This window comes from Halovenus amylolytica (assembly GCA_004015825.1).
Classification (GTDB): Archaea; Halobacteriota; Halobacteria; order Halobacteriales; family Haloarculaceae; genus Halovenus; species Halovenus amylolytica.
In genome coordinates, this window is sequence record SAYS01000001.1 from 104990 (window position 1) to 121650 (window position 16661).

General features: G+C 59.7%; 22 protein-coding genes. 10 read left to right on the forward strand and 12 right to left on the reverse strand.

Annotated features, from left to right (window positions below; all coding sequences use genetic code 11):
- The first annotated feature begins 170 nt into the window (after positions 1–170).
- Both EOW68_RS02530 and EOW68_RS02535 read left to right on the forward strand, forming a co-directional pair.
- Positions 171–596, forward strand: a complete 426-nt coding sequence (locus EOW68_RS02530; protein WP_128223605.1) for an NUDIX hydrolase — start codon at positions 171–173, stop codon at positions 594–596.
- A gap of 42 nt (positions 597–638) precedes the next feature.
- Positions 639–1244 (forward strand): class I SAM-dependent methyltransferase, encoded by a 606-nt coding sequence (locus EOW68_RS02535; RefSeq protein WP_128223606.1) that lies wholly within the window; start codon positions 639–641, stop codon positions 1242–1244.
- Positions 1245–1269: 25 nt separating this feature from the next.
- On the opposite strand, the gene EOW68_RS02540 is transcribed toward EOW68_RS02535, so the two are convergent.
- Positions 1270–2490 (reverse strand): mechanosensitive ion channel family protein, encoded by a 1221-nt coding sequence (locus EOW68_RS02540; RefSeq protein ID WP_128223607.1) that lies wholly within the window; start codon positions 2488–2490, stop codon positions 1270–1272.
- 147 nt (positions 2491–2637) lie between these two features.
- On the opposite strand from EOW68_RS02540, the gene EOW68_RS02545 reads away from it, so the two are divergent.
- Positions 2638–3261, forward strand: coding sequence for a halocyanin domain-containing protein (locus tag EOW68_RS02545; RefSeq protein WP_128223608.1), 624 nt, complete (start codon positions 2638–2640; stop codon positions 3259–3261).
- Here EOW68_RS02545 and pdxS read toward each other — a convergent pair.
- From pdxS to EOW68_RS02580, 7 genes are all read right to left on the reverse strand, one after another.
- Entirely contained in the window at positions 3258–4166 is a 909-nt protein-coding gene (gene pdxS, locus EOW68_RS02550) for a pyridoxal 5'-phosphate synthase lyase subunit PdxS (RefSeq protein WP_128223609.1), read from the reverse strand. The genes EOW68_RS02545 and pdxS overlap by 4 nt on opposite strands.
- A 59-nt stretch (positions 4167–4225) precedes the next feature.
- On the reverse strand, positions 4226–4795 hold the full coding sequence (gene hpt / locus EOW68_RS02555; RefSeq protein ID WP_128223610.1) for a hypoxanthine/guanine phosphoribosyltransferase: 570 nt from the start codon (positions 4793–4795) through the stop codon (positions 4226–4228).
- Between the two features lie 136 nt (positions 4796–4931).
- Entirely contained in the window at positions 4932–5438 is a 507-nt protein-coding gene (locus EOW68_RS02560) for a type IV pilin domain-containing protein (protein WP_128223611.1), read from the reverse strand.
- Positions 5439–5587: 149 nt separating this feature from the next.
- Positions 5588–6742: a bifunctional phosphopantothenoylcysteine decarboxylase/phosphopantothenate--cysteine ligase CoaBC gene (gene coaBC, locus EOW68_RS02565; RefSeq protein WP_128223612.1), complete on the reverse strand. Its 1155-nt coding sequence runs from the start codon at positions 6740–6742 to the stop codon at positions 5588–5590.
- A gap of 41 nt (positions 6743–6783) precedes the next feature.
- Positions 6784–7644, reverse strand: a complete 861-nt coding sequence (locus EOW68_RS02570; RefSeq protein WP_128223613.1) for a mechanosensitive ion channel family protein — start codon at positions 7642–7644, stop codon at positions 6784–6786.
- Positions 7645–7685: 41 nt separating this feature from the next.
- The gene (locus EOW68_RS02575) at positions 7686–7934 is read right to left on the reverse strand and encodes a YhbY family RNA-binding protein (protein WP_128223614.1); all 249 of its coding nucleotides are present in this window, start codon (positions 7932–7934) and stop codon (positions 7686–7688) included.
- A 193-nt stretch (positions 7935–8127) separates the two neighbouring features.
- Positions 8128–8406: a ribonuclease P protein component 4 gene (locus EOW68_RS02580; protein ID WP_128223615.1), complete on the reverse strand. Its 279-nt coding sequence runs from the start codon at positions 8404–8406 to the stop codon at positions 8128–8130.
- Between the two features lie 86 nt (positions 8407–8492).
- On the opposite strand from EOW68_RS02580, the gene EOW68_RS02585 reads away from it, so the two are divergent.
- A complete protein-coding gene (locus EOW68_RS02585) occupies positions 8493–9092 on the forward strand; it encodes an IMPACT family protein (protein WP_128223616.1) in 600 nt (199 codons plus the stop codon).
- A 20-nt stretch (positions 9093–9112) separates the two neighbouring features.
- On the opposite strand, the gene upp is transcribed toward EOW68_RS02585, so the two are convergent.
- From upp to EOW68_RS02600, 3 genes are all read right to left on the reverse strand, one after another.
- On the reverse strand, positions 9113–9793 hold the full coding sequence (gene upp, locus EOW68_RS02590) for a uracil phosphoribosyltransferase (RefSeq protein WP_128223617.1): 681 nt from the start codon (positions 9791–9793) through the stop codon (positions 9113–9115).
- Between the two features lie 66 nt (positions 9794–9859).
- Positions 9860–10213 carry a DUF7344 domain-containing protein gene (locus EOW68_RS02595; RefSeq protein WP_128223618.1) on the reverse strand — a complete coding sequence of 118 codons (354 nt, stop codon included), beginning with the start codon at positions 10211–10213 and terminating at the stop codon, positions 9860–9862.
- Between the two features lie 545 nt (positions 10214–10758).
- Positions 10759–11004 (reverse strand): hypothetical protein, encoded by a 246-nt coding sequence (locus EOW68_RS02600; protein WP_128223619.1) that lies wholly within the window; start codon positions 11002–11004, stop codon positions 10759–10761.
- Between the two features lie 95 nt (positions 11005–11099).
- Between EOW68_RS02600 and EOW68_RS02605 the strand changes: the two genes are divergently transcribed.
- From EOW68_RS02605 to EOW68_RS02625, 5 genes are all read left to right on the forward strand, one after another.
- Positions 11100–11315, forward strand: a complete 216-nt coding sequence (locus EOW68_RS02605; protein WP_128223620.1) for a HalOD1 output domain-containing protein — start codon at positions 11100–11102, stop codon at positions 11313–11315.
- Positions 11316–11373: 58 nt separating this feature from the next.
- On the forward strand, positions 11374–11553 hold the full coding sequence (locus EOW68_RS02610) for a DUF7987 family protein (RefSeq protein ID WP_128223621.1): 180 nt from the start codon (positions 11374–11376) through the stop codon (positions 11551–11553).
- Positions 11554–11621: 68 nt separating this feature from the next.
- Positions 11622–12359 carry an SDR family NAD(P)-dependent oxidoreductase gene (locus EOW68_RS02615; RefSeq protein WP_128223805.1) on the forward strand — a complete coding sequence of 246 codons (738 nt, stop codon included), beginning with the start codon at positions 11622–11624 and terminating at the stop codon, positions 12357–12359.
- A 412-nt stretch (positions 12360–12771) separates the two neighbouring features.
- On the forward strand, positions 12772–13365 hold the full coding sequence (locus EOW68_RS02620; protein ID WP_128223622.1) for a metal-dependent hydrolase: 594 nt from the start codon (positions 12772–12774) through the stop codon (positions 13363–13365).
- A 224-nt stretch (positions 13366–13589) separates the two neighbouring features.
- Positions 13590–14213 carry a PH domain-containing protein gene (locus tag EOW68_RS02625; RefSeq protein WP_128223623.1) on the forward strand — a complete coding sequence of 208 codons (624 nt, stop codon included), beginning with the start codon at positions 13590–13592 and terminating at the stop codon, positions 14211–14213.
- Positions 14214–14225: 12 nt separating this feature from the next.
- On the opposite strand, the gene EOW68_RS02630 is transcribed toward EOW68_RS02625, so the two are convergent.
- Positions 14226–14813, reverse strand: coding sequence for a thioredoxin family protein (locus EOW68_RS02630; protein ID WP_128223806.1), 588 nt, complete (start codon positions 14811–14813; stop codon positions 14226–14228).
- Between the two features lie 280 nt (positions 14814–15093).
- Here EOW68_RS02630 and glpK point away from each other — a divergent pair, with 280 nt between their 5' ends.
- The gene (glpK, locus tag EOW68_RS02635) at positions 15094–16629 is read left to right on the forward strand and encodes a glycerol kinase GlpK (RefSeq protein WP_128223624.1); all 1536 of its coding nucleotides are present in this window, start codon (positions 15094–15096) and stop codon (positions 16627–16629) included.
- Positions 16630–16661: the final 32 nt, after the last annotated feature.

Genomic DNA, 16661 nt, shown 5'->3' on the forward strand with positions numbered 1-16661 from the left:
CACGCCAGAAATCGTATTTTGCGTCCAGAAAATCCCCAGTGACTGATTGGTGGCCATCTTTTCTGTGGAGTACCGGTATCCTCTCGTCTGTTCTGGAAGTAGATCCGGGCCCACGTCTCGGAGGAGTATACAGTATTTACTAATGTTACAGGACCCGGAATAGTAAGTTCATGTCGAGCCAGATTGCCGTCCCGGCGCAAAACGCGGTGCCGTTCAGACGCGGTGCGAAAGCGTTGATCACCGCAGGAAGTCGGGTTCTTCTCGTCAAGGAGCGCCACTCGGATGGCGCTCCGTTCTGGACGTTACCGGGCGGTGGCGTCGAAGGAGCCGAATCGAAGGTGACCGCGCTCCGTCGGGAACTGGCCGAGGAACTACGCTGTCAGGCCACAGTCGGGCAATCGATCACGCACTTCTGGTACTCACATACTAGCGTCGACAAGTTCACGCTGTGTACCGTCTTCGACTGTTCGTTGCTGTCGTCGCTGACACCGAATCTGGGAGAAGGGATCTACGATATGCAGTGGGCTCGGCCCGGAGAACTGCCGGCCTCGACGCTGTTGCAGGTCCGACACGTCGTCGAAACCTGCTGTCGCTGACAATGCGGTAGTTTATACGAGCCACAGTCCTGAGAACGAGGTATGAATCCGGACGACGTCCGAGAGGACTGGGCCGAACGCTCCGGGCGGTTCTCGCCGACCTATTACGCCCACATCGGTCCAAACGAGGTTACCGAGACGATCACCAGTGCGCTCTCGCATTACCTCCACGACGACGCTTCCGTACTCGAAGTTGGCTGTGGCTCCGGACGCCATCTCGCAGCCCTCCTCGATCAGGGGTTCGAGAATCTCACCGGGATCGATATCAACGACGACTCCTTCGATGTGATGGCCGACCAGTATCCCGAACTCGCGGACACCGGTACCTTTCACACCGGCGCGATCGAGGAGATCGTTCCCGACTTCGCCGACGGCGAGTTCGACGCTATCTACTCGGTGGAGACACTCCAGCACATCCATCCCGACGACGAGTGGGTCTTCGAAGAACTCGCTCGCGTCACCGACGATCTGCTCATCACTGCCGAAAACGAGGGGAACAGTCCGGACCGCGACGGTGTCAGCTACGTCGACGACGAGTTTCCACTGTATCACCGCGACTGGAAGGACGTGTTCACCGGGATCGGGTTCGCAGAGCTGATCTGTGAACCCACGTCCCGGGACACAGTCCGGGTCTTTCGGACGATCTAGCGGAGCGGGCGACCCCCCGGTGTCGTCAATCCTCCGTGCTGGGTTCTCCTGGGGCCACGATGTCTGTCTCGGTCTCGGGCATCCGAACACTGCTGCCCTCGGACCGATCCGACAACGTTCGCTGTGGGAACGGAATCCCGATTCCCTCTTTTTCGAACCGTTCTTTGACGTTGTGGATCACGGCCCGTGTCGCCCGCCACCGCCGCGGCGGTGACGGGCGGTCGATCCAGAACCGCATCTCCAGCACTACTGCGGAATCGCCGAACCCGGTCGGGACGACCGCAGGCGGCGGGGAGTTCGTGACCGAATCGACCGACTCGATCTCTTCGAGTGCGATTTCCTCCGCGAACGCCGGATCCGTGTCGTAGTCGATGCCGACCTCGACGCGGATCCGGAGGTGGCCCTGCTCGCTCCGGTTCGTCACGGCCGCGTTGCTCACCCGGTCGTTGGGCATGACGATCGACTCCCCGTCGAAGTTGCGCATCCGCGTGTTCATGATCGTGATATCGGTGACGATTCCCTGATCGCCCTCGATCTCGACCCAGTCGCCGATGGTGAACGGTCGGGAGAACATCAACACGAAGCCGGCGATCATCGAGCCGAGTGTCTGCCGGGCTGCCATCCCGACGACGATCCCCAGAAAGCCCGCCCCGACGAGCAGCCCCGACAGATCCAGCCCCCACAGTGTGAGCGATGCGGTGATGGCGAAAGCAAAGACGGCAAGCGTACCGAGTCGGATGACGATCTCCTGCTGGTGGTCTGTGACCCGGTTTGCGCCGTTGCTGAGCTCTTTGATACTGTTTTTGAGCAGGTCAGACGCGATGTAGGCAAACAGAACGATGAGTCCTGTGAGCCCGGTTCGTGTTACGACTGGAATCGAGATGCCGACGAACTCCAGTACCGAGCCGGCGACGTCGATCAGCCCCCAGATGACGAGCAAGGCCAGCAGTGCCACACCGAACAGCGTGACCTGGATCAATCGGAGGATGAATCCGCCGATGGTCGTCGGGACGTACTCGCTGATCAGATCGATCGCGGTGACTGCTCGCCCCTCCGGGAACCGGCTGCGAAACTGGGTTCCAGTCCACCGGATAATAGTCGGCGCAATCAGCACCGCGATCAGCAGTGTCAGAAACAGGATGGCCCCACTGATAACGAGTCGGCCCTCTGTGGTCGCTAACTCCTCGATATAGCTTTGAAACTCGCCGAAGGAAATCTGTCCAACAGCTGCCGCGACCGCGCTCATACTCTCGCTCTAGGTATCGATTAACTTCATCGTTGTCCAATCTTCCACCTGAGAACACTGTTCCGACAGTCGATCCAGTGGAACTGTCTCTCCGCTCTGATCACGAACAGTCGGATTTATAGTTCCAAAACTGTGAGTAGAAGTATAATGGACTCTGGAGAGACGTACACCAGGCGCGGACTCCTCAAAACAGGCGCGAGTGTCGGGGCGGCAGGCACAGTCGCGGCCGCGACAACTGGCTCGGCCAGCGCACAGGACCAGTACGGCGGCTTCCTCAGCGATGCGTCCAACTTCGATGGCGAAACCGCCGACGCGACGGGTATGGAGGAAGTTACTGTCACTGTCGGTGCTGGCAACCAGGGGCTGCTCTTCGATCCGCCAGCCGTTGTCGTCGACCCGGGTACGACGATCAACTGGTCGTGGACCGGTGCCGGTGGTGCACACAACGTCCACAACACCGAGGGAGACGAGCCGCTTTTCAGCAGTGGCAGTGCGGTCGATACCGAGGGTGTCGACTACAGCTTCACGTTCGAGGAAGGGGATGCTGGCGCGCACCCCTACGTCTGTCAACCCCACCAGACACTGGGCATGAAAGGTGTGATCGCCGTCGGTGAGGATAACGTCGATGGTGCCACCTTCCCGTTCGGTCAAACCGAGGAAAGTCTTCGACTCGGCGCTATCTTCGGTGGCTCGGCGGTGTTCGGCGTGGCCGCGCTGCTGGGTGTCGCGGCCTACCGCGATATGTTCGGTGACGAAGAGTCGGAGTACTAGACGCCGCGGTCCTGCAGTCTCTCTTCTTCTGGCAGATCCGCGTTCGCGTCGCCTTTCATCGACTTGCCGAGATTCGAGGCGATCTCTGCGAGTGTCTCCGGATCGTCCCAGTTGTTGACTGCCTCGACGACCGCCTCGCCCATCTCGCGTGGGTTCTCGGCCCCGAAGATCCCCGAGCCGACGAAGATCCCGTCACAGCCGTGTTGCATCATCAACGCTGCGTCGGCCGGAGTTGCGATCCCGCCGGCTGCGAAGTTGACGACCGGCAGCCGGGCACGTTCGGCGGCGTCGTGGACGAGTGCTGCCGGGGCTTCGTGTTCGCGGGCCCACTTTTCGCGTTCCTGGTGGCTCATCCCTTCGAGTTTCCGGATCGAGCCTCTGATGTTGCGCTGGTGGTGGACTGCCTGATTCACGTCGCCGGTTCCGGCCTCGCCTTTCGTCCGGATCATCGCTGCGCCCTCGTCGATCCGGCGGAGTGCCTCGCCGAGGTTGCGCGCGCCACAGACGAACGGCGAAGTAAAGTCACGTTTGTCGATGTGATACCGGTCGTCGGCGGGCGTCAGCACTTCGGATTCGTCGATCATGTCCACGCCGATCGCTTCGAGAATCTGTGCTTCTGCGGTGTGGCCGATCCGGGATTTGCCCATCACCGGAATCGAGACAGAATCGATAATATCCGAGACGTCCGCCGGATCAGCCATGCGTGCGACACCGCCGCGTTTCCGGATGTCGGCAGGGACGGCTTCGAGTGCCATCACCGCGACAGCACCGACGTCCTCGGCGATTCGGGCCTGCTCTTCGTTGACGACGTCCATGATGACGCCGCCTTTCTGCATCTTCGCGAACCCGCGCTTGACCAGTTCAGTCCCGCGCTCTAGCTCTTCGAGATCGGTCGCCTCACTCATATCTATCCATAGGTGTGGAATTACTTAACGGGTGCTATCCCCGCGACTCGGGGGCCCCTCTATCCGTCGCCGTCTTCGTCGACGATGACGAGTTCGCCGTCCTCGACGGTGACGTTGACCAGCGTCTTGACCTGGAAATCGACCGAATCGAGTTTGTTCTCGCCGCCAACTTTCTTGATGACGGCGACGGTATCGACGACCTCCGCGCCCATATCTTCGAGCGCGGTCAGCAGTGCCCGGAGGGTTCCGCCCGTCGAGAGCACGTCGTCTAAGACGAGCAGCCGGTCTCCATCCTGGATATCGTTGATGTACATCTCGGTTTTCGAGTAGCCGGTGACCTGCGAGATCGACACCTCGTTTTCGAGACCGTACTTCCGTTTCCGGACGACGACGAGGGGGATGTCGGTCATCAGCGAGACGGCGGTGGAGATGTGAATCCCCATCGCTTCCGGTGCGACGATCTTGTCGACGTCTTCGAGGTTGGCCTTCCGGATGATCCGGATGACGATCTCCCGCATCAGCTCCGGGCGCAACATTGGAACACCGTCGCTGATCGGGTGGACGAAGTAGTGATAGCCGTCTTTCTCTACGATCGGAGCCTCGTGCAACGACTCCGTGAGTTTCTCCATGTGGTTGCTACTTGCAGCGTCGTAGAAAAATTTGCCTTTCCCATCCTGTCGTGGACTGTGCTCTTCGGACGATTACTCGGGGTCGAAGACAGCCGTGGCTACCGAGACTCAAAAATAAAAAAGGTATTCGACGGCGTTATGCTTCAGGTGCGTCGTAGTTCCGGAGGGTCGCCGAATCGCCTTCGTTCTCCCAGATCACACTGACGCTATCGTCGACAGAGATCCAGACGTCGATGCTGTCACCAGCACTCATTTCCGAGTTATTGAACCCAACATTCGAGGTCGACCAGTCAGTATAATTGCCGGTTGCATTATTGTAACTACTTCCTGACAGCCCTAATTTGCTCGTTTCAATCGACGGTCCAGAGGTGTGACTGATCGTCAACAGGCCGTCGGCATTGTTATCGCTATCGCCTGTCTCGTTGTGATCCCACGAATCGGTTTCGTCTACGAGATCGGCGCTGTTGTTCTCGTAATCCACTCCGAAGTTCGCGTTCGGCGTCGTCTGGCTGACCTGTTCCCCCAGACCCAGCACGAAGGTTGCGATTACTGCCGCGAGAATGACCGTAATCGCCACCATCAGGATAACCCCGATAACTGGGCTGACCGCGTCGTCGTCGTTGAGTAGCTGTTTTAGTTGCATGTTTGCCTCTGACGGCACCCTCTCTGGCTGCCTCACCCCGTCTTAGCTACCGGTGCTGGCAGAAGTAGGATGCTCGTTATTCGTAGTAATACCATACTAACATATAAATGCATTCTTCGATTTCTTGAATCTGATAATGGTTAGTTCCGCTACAGCTCGGCAACGAGTCGGTCTGCGACGATCCCCCCCAGTTCTCGTTTCGAACCGTCGAACTGTTCGACGGTCCCAGTATCAACGACCACGGCCCGGGTTTCGGCCTCGCCCATCACTCCCGTCTCGTTGCCGACGACGAAGGCGAGCCCGGCCCGATCCTGAATTCGGCGTGCCTCCTCGACGAGATTGTCGTCGTCGTCGCTGCTCTCGGCTTTGAAGCCCACGATCGGTAGCTCTGGATACTCCGCTCTGACGGTGTCGATCAGCTTCGGGGTTGGTTCGAGTTCCAGTGTGAGTGTCTCCTGGCCCGACCGGATCTTCTCGGAGGCGGCCTCGACAGTGTAATCCGAGATCGCCGCCGCCGAAATCAGGGCGTCCGCATCGTCGGCGTGAGCGAGCACGCCATCGAGCATCTCCTGCATACTCTCGACGTGCTCGACGGTTGCCCAGGGGAGATCCGGGCCATCGTGGACGAGGACGACCTCTGCGCCGCGGACGTAACACGAGCGGGCGACCTCCCGTCCCGTCTGTCCGGACGCCCGGTTCGAGAGCGTGCGGATCGGATCGATCGATTCCGTCGTCGCGCCGCTCGTGACGATCACCCGCTTGCCAGCCAGCGACTGCTCGGTCGTCGCGCGCGCCGCCTCGGTGACGATGGTCTCCTCGTCGGCGATTTTCGCCTTCCCTTCCTCGATCCGTGGCTCGGCAAAATTGACGCCCCAGTCTTCGAGCTGGTCGAGTGCATCGAGGACTCCGGGGTGGTCGTACATCGGTTCGTGCATCGCCGGCACGACGACGATCGGGATGTCGGCCCCCAGCGCCGTGGTGGCGGTAGTGGTCACCGGTGTATCGTCGATTGCGGCGGCCATCTTCCCGACTGTGTTCGCCGTCGCCGGCGCGACGAGGAGGAGATCCGCCCAGCCCTCCCTGCCACACAGATCGACGTGCTCGATGTTGCCGGTAATCTCGGTTACGACGGGGTTGTCTGTCGCGTATTCGAGCGCCCAGGGGTGGATAATCCCCTCGGCAGCGGGGGTCGTAATCGCCCGGACTTCGGCGCCCTGTCGACGGAGTTCGTGCGCCAACTCGACGGTCTTGACGGCCGCAATCGAGCCCGTCACACCCAGCGCGACCCTGACACCGGAAAGCATACTCGACATTCCGGGCGCGACCGTATAAAAGTCTCCGCGATCTAGTCCATCGGCTCCGCGATTCCCTCGACGTTCGAGAGCTCCAGTCCGCCGCCGATGGTCCGGTTCGGATACGGGATGTTGACTCCCTCGTCGTCGAAGCGCTCCTTGACGGCTTTGACGTACTCGCCACGGATCTTGACGAAATCAGAGCGGGCCGGATTCCCGATCCAGATGCGTGACTGCAGTCCGACCGAGGAGTCACCGAGTTCGACGACTCTGACCGAGGGTGCGGGGTCGTCGAGGATCCCGTCGTGTGTTTCGGCCTCCTCGACGATGATCTCTGTCGCTTTCTCGATATCGTCCTCGTAGCCGATCCCGAAGACGAACTTCACCCGGAGCTGGTCTTTCGCGACCGGATTCTTTACGACATCGTCAGTCAGACTCGAATTCGGGACCGTCAGCAGTTCGTTGTCGAAGGTCCGGACACGGGTCACGCGCAGGCTGATATCTTCGACGACGCCGGCGTTGTCGCCCCACTCGATCCAGTCGCCGATCCGGAACGGCTTTTCCGAGAAGATCAGGATACCGGCAGCGAAGTTCTGGATGATGTTCTGAAGTGCGAACCCGATAGCCAGCGTCGCGGCCGCGCCGACGGTGGTAATTGCCGTCAGGAAATCCCCGAACCCCGCAGTCCCGAACGCGATCGTGACCGCAGCGAACAGAATCAGGAAGTTTACCAGTTTGTTCAGTGGTTTGCGGGCGTGTGCATCCAGCCCACGTGCCTCCATGGCACGGCTGCTGAGTGGCCCCAGCGTCGCGCGTCCAACCGTGTAGATCACGAAAAATATAGCAACGAAGACGACCCCCTGTGCGATGGTGCTCGCGTAGGGCACTCCGATGTCGCCGAGTTGGTCGGCCATTGGGTCGACGAAAGCCAGTACTGAGCCGGCGATCTCACCGATCACCGCTCGATCACTGCCGTGTGGCCACGCGTTTCGACGACCGTCGCGTTGACCCGGTCTGCGAGGTCGTCCGCAAGCGTCTCGGTATCGGTTCCGCCCCGTGCAGCACGGTGGAATTTGACTTTCACGAGATCAGTCTCTTCGAGTTGTCCGTTGAGTTCCTCTGTCACCGCATCGATGCCCCGTTTCCCAACCCAGACAGTGACGTCCAGATTGTGAATCCGCTGTGGCCGCGTTTCTTCGCTCATAGTACGTAGTTATCGAGACTGGCACGTAAAAGGATAGTTACCTGCCACGGCGCGCATCCGCGACTCTCGGATCTCGCACACTCATAGTGATTGTTGCGAGTCTGTACCGCTCTAGCGACGCAAATTCTGTGTTACACGCCGTGACACGTCGATATCCGTGACTCGGTCACGAAAATAACCGCAACAATCACTATCAGGCGTCGTACGGATACCGGGCCTGTTCACCGCAATCGCAGGTGACGACGACGTGCCCGTCCTGCAATCGTACCCGGGCGTTCCTGCCCGGCCGAAGATAGACGTCACAGCTGTCGCAGGTAAACCGGACGAACTCCCGCGGGAGTGTCAGCCGGTTGCGTTCGGCGATCCGACGTGCTCGCCTGACGTACCGCCGCGCCCGATCCTCGCGACAGTCGGCACTCGCCTCGCGTGCGAGGTCGTGGAGGCGGTCGATACGCTCGGCTGCGATACTCACACCACCACAGAGGATCGACGGCTACGAATAGCTTGCTCTTCCGGTCCGGCGAAACCCCCATAGGACAGCGACTCGAAGCCGGTGCTGTGAGCGAACAGTATCGGACAGTGGACGGTCGTGGTCGCGCGGCCTTCGAGATCAGCGGCTCCGAGTTCGTCGGCCACGTCCAGCAGGCCGAGACCATCGAGGCTGCAGAGAACTTTATCGAGGATATATCGGCGGAGTACGACGATGCGACGCACAACGTCCCGGCCTACCGTGTCCGGGCCGAACCGCTCCGGGAGTGGGCCAGCGACGCCGACGAACCCAGCGGCAGTGCGGGCAAACCGGCACTCAACGTCCTCCAGCAGGAAGCCCTCGAAAACGTGGTCGTCGTCGTGACACGGTACTACGGTGGCACCAAACTCGGTGTCGGGGGGCTGGCTCGCGCGTACGCCCGTGGTGTCAAAGACGCCATCGACGACGCTGGCATCGTCGAACAACGACCACACGAAGCGTTCGAGATTACTGTCGAGTACGACGACTCGGGTACCGTCCGGGGGATTCTGGAAAGCTCCGAGGCGACCTTCGAGGCCAGCTACGAGGCAGACGTGGCGTTTGCCGTCCGGGTACCGGTAACCGAAGGGAGTGAGTTGCGCGACCGGATCCGGAGCGCGACGAGCGGTCGGGCAGAGTTCGACCTGTGACTGCTTTTCGGGGTCGCAAATCACTCAGTCGTCCCGAACGCCCGGTCTCCGGCGTCGCCGAGACCGGGGACGATGTAGCCGTCGTCGTCGAGGTGGTCGTCGACGCTGACGGTCACGAGTTTTGCAGCCGGGAACTCCGAGTCGATCCGGGCCAGCCCGGCAGGCGCGCTCACAGCAGAGAGGACGATCACTTGCTTCGGCTCCGGGTTGTCGGCGAGCAACTCCGCAAGTACTGCCGACAGCGTGCTACCCGTTGCGAGCATCGGGTCGGCGACGATCACGGTATCTTCCGGTCGGATCTCCGGGAGTTTGACGTACTGCACCGAGATCGGGAACTCCCCCTCTTCGTTCATACCAGCCGATTCGTCGCGGCTCGCGGAGATCACGGCCTGCCGTGCCGCGGGAAAGGCCTTCAGCAGTCCCTCGACGAAGGGTGTCGCCGCCCGGAGAACGTTGACGATGACGACATCGTCGAGGCCAGTGAGCCGGTCGCCGGTCGTCGATGTGAGTGGCGTCTGGACCTCTGTCGGGGCAGATTCCAGCCACTCGTCGATTATCTCGTAGCCACAGAGGCGGCCGAGTTTGACCAGTCCTTTCCGGAAGGCGACCTGTTCGGTGTCGACACTCCGGAGGTCAGTCAGTGTATGCTGTGCGAGCGCGTGGGTGACAACGGACGTCTGCTCGCGCTGTTCGATCGACATATCTCCTGTTCGGGGCAGATGGCTCATTATACTGCCGGAGACTCCCTCCTGAAAAGGCGCAGACGCTCAGCTCTCGGCTCGATCCGCGAGTTCCAGATAGGGACCGAACTGGTCTCCGAGAGCACACAGTGTGAGTGTCTCTCGGTCCGGATCGTACTCGACGACGCCGGCTTCGACCAGCGGCGGAATGTGGACGTGTACGAGGCTGGTACAGATGCGCTCGAAATGCTCGCGCGTGTGCTCGCCCTCATGGAGCGCGAGGTGGTCGGCGAGGTCCTCGACGTCGACAGCGCCGACGGACTGCGAGAGATACCTCAGTGCGCACAGCCGGCGTTCACTCGACAGCAGTCTAAAAATCGTCGTCACCGGGAGTGACTGTTCGGTCCGACTCGGACGACCTGGTGTGTCTGTAGATGGCATTGGTTTCTCGATACTGTGCTAACTGGTCAGGGGCCACCCTGGCTCTATTTTAGCAGAGTATTGGTTACTGGTAGGACAATACTATATTAAGTGTTGTCCCTACGTGCTCTCGGTTACTCTCGTTTGCTATCTTGATACAGCAAGAGAATCCCGCTGCTTACGTCGGGTGTGAGTCGGGTAAGCATCGGTATTTTTTCAACAAAGCATGGGTAGCTAGATCTAACCAAGGTGGTACGTCCGCCCCTATGTCGGGACAATCGGACACTCTTGGGATCCCAACCCGACTCTCAGAACGTATCCGTTGTGGGAGAGGTGAAGATACCGACGCAAAACAACCAGATACCTTCGAATCCCCCGCGGGATATGAGTAACAGAGGCGTGGCACTCCCAGTAGTCTCGATCTACAAACCCCAGGTTCCCAAACCAGCGGCGCGGTGCCGTGGGAAGCCCCGTCGTTTACGTGGGGGAGGATGTCACACTGCTGGTGAGCTATTCGATCAGATATTCGACGTCGAAAATACGCCAGTTTTGTACAGCCACCAGTACTACTCGTCGAGAAACGTCGTCTTACCCGGAACCGTTCCGTCGTCGACCCGTTCGATTTCGATCTGCCACTCGGGGACGAGCGACGACTCCGATGTCACCTTCCACGTTCCACAGACCTCTGCGCCGCCAGCAAACGACTCCAGAACGAGTGTTTGCAGGGCCGTTTCGAACTCACCTGTGCTCTCTGCCGCCTCGGATTCAGTCTCCATGATCTCTTTAGTGCCGACGCCGCCTCTGTGTGACATCGACGTTTGTACCCTATATAGGCTGTCAGAGTATTTCAACGCTCGCTGGGCCGCTCTCCCCGGTATAATCCTATGCTATACATCACATCTCTCACATGAATCAGACACGCAGTGAAGCAGTTATCGGGACGGTCGCGACAGCAGAGGGTGTCGATCCCTCTCAACTGTTGACACCGCTTTACACTTTCGTCGATCCGGACGCGCTCGACTCCCTGTTTCGGACTGGGGGTGGATCCGTCCAGTTCAGCTATTGTGGATACTGGATCACCGTCGACGCCTCCGGAACAGTCGGATACGAACCGGTCGAGTGAGTGATCCGCCCGGGCCAGTCTCCAGTAGCTTTATGAGTCGCTGTCTGAGATGACAACTATGGCCGATACGGAGAACGTTATACTCGCCTTCTTTACTGCACTCGGTCTGGGCCTCTATGCCGTGCTCGCTGTGTTTACTGATCTGGAGTTGCTACGCATCTTCGCTGTCGTGTTCATCGTCGGATTCGTCATGCCGCAGTTGCTCGTCCGACTCATTCGGTCCAACTCCGTTCGGTGAGCTCGCTGTCCGGAAAGACGGGCCAGATGTCTCGCGGGATTGATGCGACCCGCCCACTTACACCAGCCATGATCGAACCGGATCTCTCCGGGCAGACTGCTCTCGTGACGGGTAGCGCGCGCGGGATCGGACGGGAACTACTGCTGTCGATGGCCGAACTCGGTGCGGACGTGGCCGTTCACTACCGGAGCAGTGACGAGGCTGCTGTCGAGGTTGCAGAGCGCGCCCGCGACCACGACGTCTCTGCGACGACCGTGCAGGCGGACGTCACCGATCCGGACGATGTCGACGACCTGTTCGACGAAATCGAGTCCGAACTCGGAGACGTCGATATCCTCGTCAACAACGTCGGGGCCTTCGCGCCACAGCACTGGGCGGAGATACCCCACGAGACCTGGGAGACCGTCATCGAGACGAACGTCTACGGCACCTACCTCTGTTCGAAGCGTGCCCTGCCCGGAATGCGCAGCCGGGAGTACGGGCGGATCGTCAACGTCGGCTACGCATCCAGCGACAAGGGACTGGTCAGCCCGAAGAACTTCCCGTACTTCCTGGCGAAAGCCGGCGTCTTGCAGTTTACCCGGATGCTCGCGGCGGACACCCAGGACGACGGTGTTACTGTCAACGCGATCTCGCCGTACACAGTCGAAAACTCCGACGAGTTCCCCGACGAACTCCCCCGTGGTCGCCCCGCCTCCTTCGCGGATATGTCGCAAGCGATGCTCTTTTTCCTCGAAGAGGGAAGCGACTACATCAGCGGCCAGAACGTCGAGGTTAGCGGTGGATGGCTCCCCGAGAACGTGTGATACTGTTTGTTGCGGTAATTTTCGTGACCACGTCACAAATATCGGTGTTTGACGCCGTATAACCGATCGTTTGTTGCATCATGGCTGTAAAGACTCGCAACAAACACTATGAGTTGATACTGCTGGCTATAGATTCGCGAAAATATTCGACCACCGTGAGAACGAGTGCTCACGAGGATCCCCGCACGTTGTTCGGCTCACCCCACGGGGGTCGAAATTCGTCAGTTTCGGACAGCCACCAGTACGAGAGGCTCTGATCCGGCACAATGAGCCTTCTCGGAGCACGACCCTCGGTCTCTCGTCCGGATCCGTTTATCCTGGTTGTCTGTTCGATCGAACAATGTTGGTTCCCTAACACTGTCACGAGAGGAAACCCCAGATACATATAGCTAGCCGGATAGTATACTGCAGTATGCCAAACTACCCGACCCACGCTCGGTGGGGTCAGATCGGTGCGGCCGCGATGGGTGTCGTCGTCGCTGTGACAGTGTACGGACTCTTCTTTGCACCCATCCTTGCCTTTCTCTCGGGCATCGCGGCGGCAGCGACGACGTTTACTGGCGCGATCTATCCCGATATCGACCACCACAAATCGATCCCGCGGCGGAAAGCCGTCCGGGCCTTCCGGCTGCTCGTCGTGCTCGGAATCGCAGCGCTTGCTGGACTCGGCTGGCCGGCACTCGTTCCGGCCGTCGAGTCTGCCAGTACCGAGTTCGGTGTCGATCTCCCCGTCCCACCGGAAGCCGCTGCCGGTGGCCTCGTTGCGCTCGTCACTATCGGTGCTGCCGGTCTCGTCGACCCGGTGATTGGCCTCGTCACAGATCGTCACCGCGGGTGGACTCACAGCGTCCCGATCAACGCAGTCCTGATCGCCGTCGTCCTCGGCGGTGTCTGGCTGTTGACCAGTGGTCTCGGTCAGGCCCGTCAGATAACTGCGGTGATCGTGGTCGGCACCTTCTTCGTCGGGACACTGATCCATCTCGGATTGGATGGGGAGATCCGCTGACTCCGCCCGGTGAATAATCCGGCCTCTATTGGACGATCATCATACTCTTCTGGAGTATTATTTCATGTATTAGTTCCTATTACGTATAATTAGTTACGTTTACCCAAACAAATTTATCTAACGCTACAGAATAGTTCAGTAATGTTGGAGCAAACTTGCCGCACCCGTTTCTCGTGTCGAACCGGTGTGAGGCCGACTCGACCGATTGCGGGAAGTGATACCAGATGAACGATCAGTCACTGATCTCTCGGGCAAACCTGCTCGCACAGATGGCGTCGAACCGGACCGTAACGACCGACGTCCTCGCGGACCAGGAACGACAGTTCGTGGAGTCACGACTCGTCGGGCCGCCACCGGTCGAACGCCTCGACAAGAGTGAGGCTCCCGCCTTCGTGTTCACCAACCAGAAGCGTGGCATCGGTCTCGGAAGCAAACGCAACACGACAGCGCCCGACAGTGACCGGGGGACGGTGGTCGTGGTGACGGGGCGTCGTATCCTCTGTCTCGTCGGGACCGAACCCGACGACGAGGTCGTCGAGATTCCGATCGAGTCGATCGCCGCCGCCACCGCTCACACGGGACTGCTCGCAAACCGACTGGAGATACGGACCCCACGGAAAGCCTATCACATCTGGACTGACCGGAATACAGACGACGTTCTGGCGGCAGCGGCCGAATTCATCGCGGATCGGATGTTCGACGATCCCGAAGAACTAGCCAGACGGGACGGCGCGAACCGGATCACCTACCGCGGCCAGTCGATCGATCAGACGCCCGACAACACACCCTCTCAGGCCACCCCGGCTGACGACCCGGGAGGAGACCCCTCCTCGGTGGACGGGGACTGATCCTGTCGTCCGCTACGCGTCCCAGTACTCCGGTTCGTTGCCCTCGCGCCACTTGATCGAACAGCCCCGCGACGGTCTGAACTCGTCGTCGACTGTGTTGCCCGCGAGCAGATCCTCTATATGCCCCTTCATTTCGCGTGTCGATGGCTCGTCGTCGGGATTTAGCGCATCGTCCAGTCGGCCGTGGTAGACCAGTTCGAACGACCCGTCTTCGTTCGCGAACAGAAACGGATCCGGGGTGCACACCGCGCCGTAGGCGGCCGCCACCGCCTGGGTGTCGTCACGGAGGTACGCGTCCCACTGGATCGTCCCATCCTCGACCCGTTCGACCATCGTCTCGAAATCGTCCTCGGGGTACTCCTCCTCGTCGTTGGAGTTGATTCCGACGACGGCAACGTCGTCGAACTCCTCGGCGAGACGGTTCAGCTCCTCGAATTTCGCCTTCGCGTACGGACAGTGGTTGCAGGTGAAGACGAGTAGCAACGCCTCTCTGTCCGTGAACTCGGACAGTGTGTGTGTCTCCCCATCCGTCCCCTCGAGTTCGAACGCCGGTGCCTCGTCTCCTCGTGTGAGTACGTCCTTCGAGTCGAGTGCGACCATACCGAACTGTTGTGTCGGGAGCGCCTTACTCATTCTGCCGTCGGCAATTCCAGGCTTCCTGAAGTAAAATAAAGTATATAATAATTATATATTGCTATTCTATGTATTTCAAAGGTATTACTTTCTACTGTATGGTCTATTTTTACAATGTATACCTGTCTAAAGATGGACTTCTTTACTGAAGGCTGGGGACCACATAGTATTAAGTAATTGGTACTCGACGGGGTTAGCCGAGGGGGGCCGTAACAGGTCCCCAGTCTCTCAATAGGAGTTGATTACAATGGCAGACAATACATACGTTGGCGCTATCGATCAAGGTACGACAGGAACGCGGTTTATGGTTTTCGACCATAGTGGGAACGACGTTGCGAACGCCTACAAAAAACACGAACAGATCTATCCGGAGCCCGGCTGGGTGGAACACGACGCAATGGAGATCTGGGAGAACACGAAAGAAGTCGTCACGGAAGGGCTGGCCGATGCCGGCATCGACGCCTCGCAACTCGAGGCACTCGGCATCACGAACCAGCGTGAGACGACGATCGTGTGGGATGCCGAGACTGGCAAACCCGTTCACAACGCACTCGTCTGGCAGGACCGCCGAACCACGGACCGAGTAGAAGAGATTCAGGAAGAGGACAAAGTCGAGTGGATCCGTGAGAAGACGGGTCTCGAATGTGACGCCTACTTCTCGGCGACGAAGACCGAGTGGATTCTCGACAACGCCGATCCGATCAAACAGCAGCGCGCACGACCGAAGGACATCCGAGAGCGCGCCGAAGCCGGCGAGTTGATGATGGGGACGATCGACACGTGGCTGATCTACAACCTCACCGGGAACCACATCACGGACGTCTCGAACGCATCGCGGACGATGCTGTACAACATCGAAGACCTCGAATGGGACGACGAACTCCTAGAAGAGTTCAACGTGCCAAAGTCGATGGTTCCGGAAGTACGTCCATCCTCTGACGAGGAGACCTACGGGACGACGGACGCAGACGGCTTCCTCGGCGAAGAGGTGCCGGTCGCAGGTGCGCTGGGTGACCAGCAGGCGGCGCTGTTCGGCCAGACCTGTTTCGACGAGGGGGACGCGAAGAACACCTACGGGACCGGTTCGTTCTACCTGATGAACACCGGCAACGAAGCTGTTACCTCCGACCACGGACTGCTGACGACCATCGGCTTCCAGCGCTCGGGCGGTGACGTCCAGTACGCACTCGAAGGTGCAATCTTCATCACTGGTGCCGCGATCGAGTGGCTGGAAGATATGGAACTGATCGACGACGCCGCAGAGACGGCGAGTCTCGCCCGCTCCGTCGATTCGACGGACGGCGTCTATCTGGTGCCGGCCTTCACGGGCCTCGGTGCCCCGCACTGGGATGGACGCGCACGCGGGACAATTGTTGGGATGACCCGCGGGACGCGCAGAGAGCACATCGTGCGAGCGACGCTCGAATCGATCGCCTACCAGACACGCGACGTCGCCGAAGCGATGGAGGCCGACTCCGGCGTAGACACGACGAGTCTGCGCGTCGACGGTGGGGCAGTGAAGAACAACTTCCTCTGTCAGCTCCAGGCTGACGTCATCCAGACGGAGATCGTTCGCCCAGTTGTCGACGAGACGACGGCGCTCGGCTCTGCGTATGCAGCCGGTCTCGCCGTCGGTTACTGGGACGATCTGGACAGCCTGCGCGAGAACTGGCAGGTCGACAAAGCGTTCGACGTCGAGATCGACCAGGCCGAAGCAGACGAGATGTACAGTCGCTGGGACGACGCCGTCGAGCGCTCGCTCGACTGGGCCACCGAAGAGTAAGTCGTAATCCGTTCACCTTCCTTGTTTTTTCT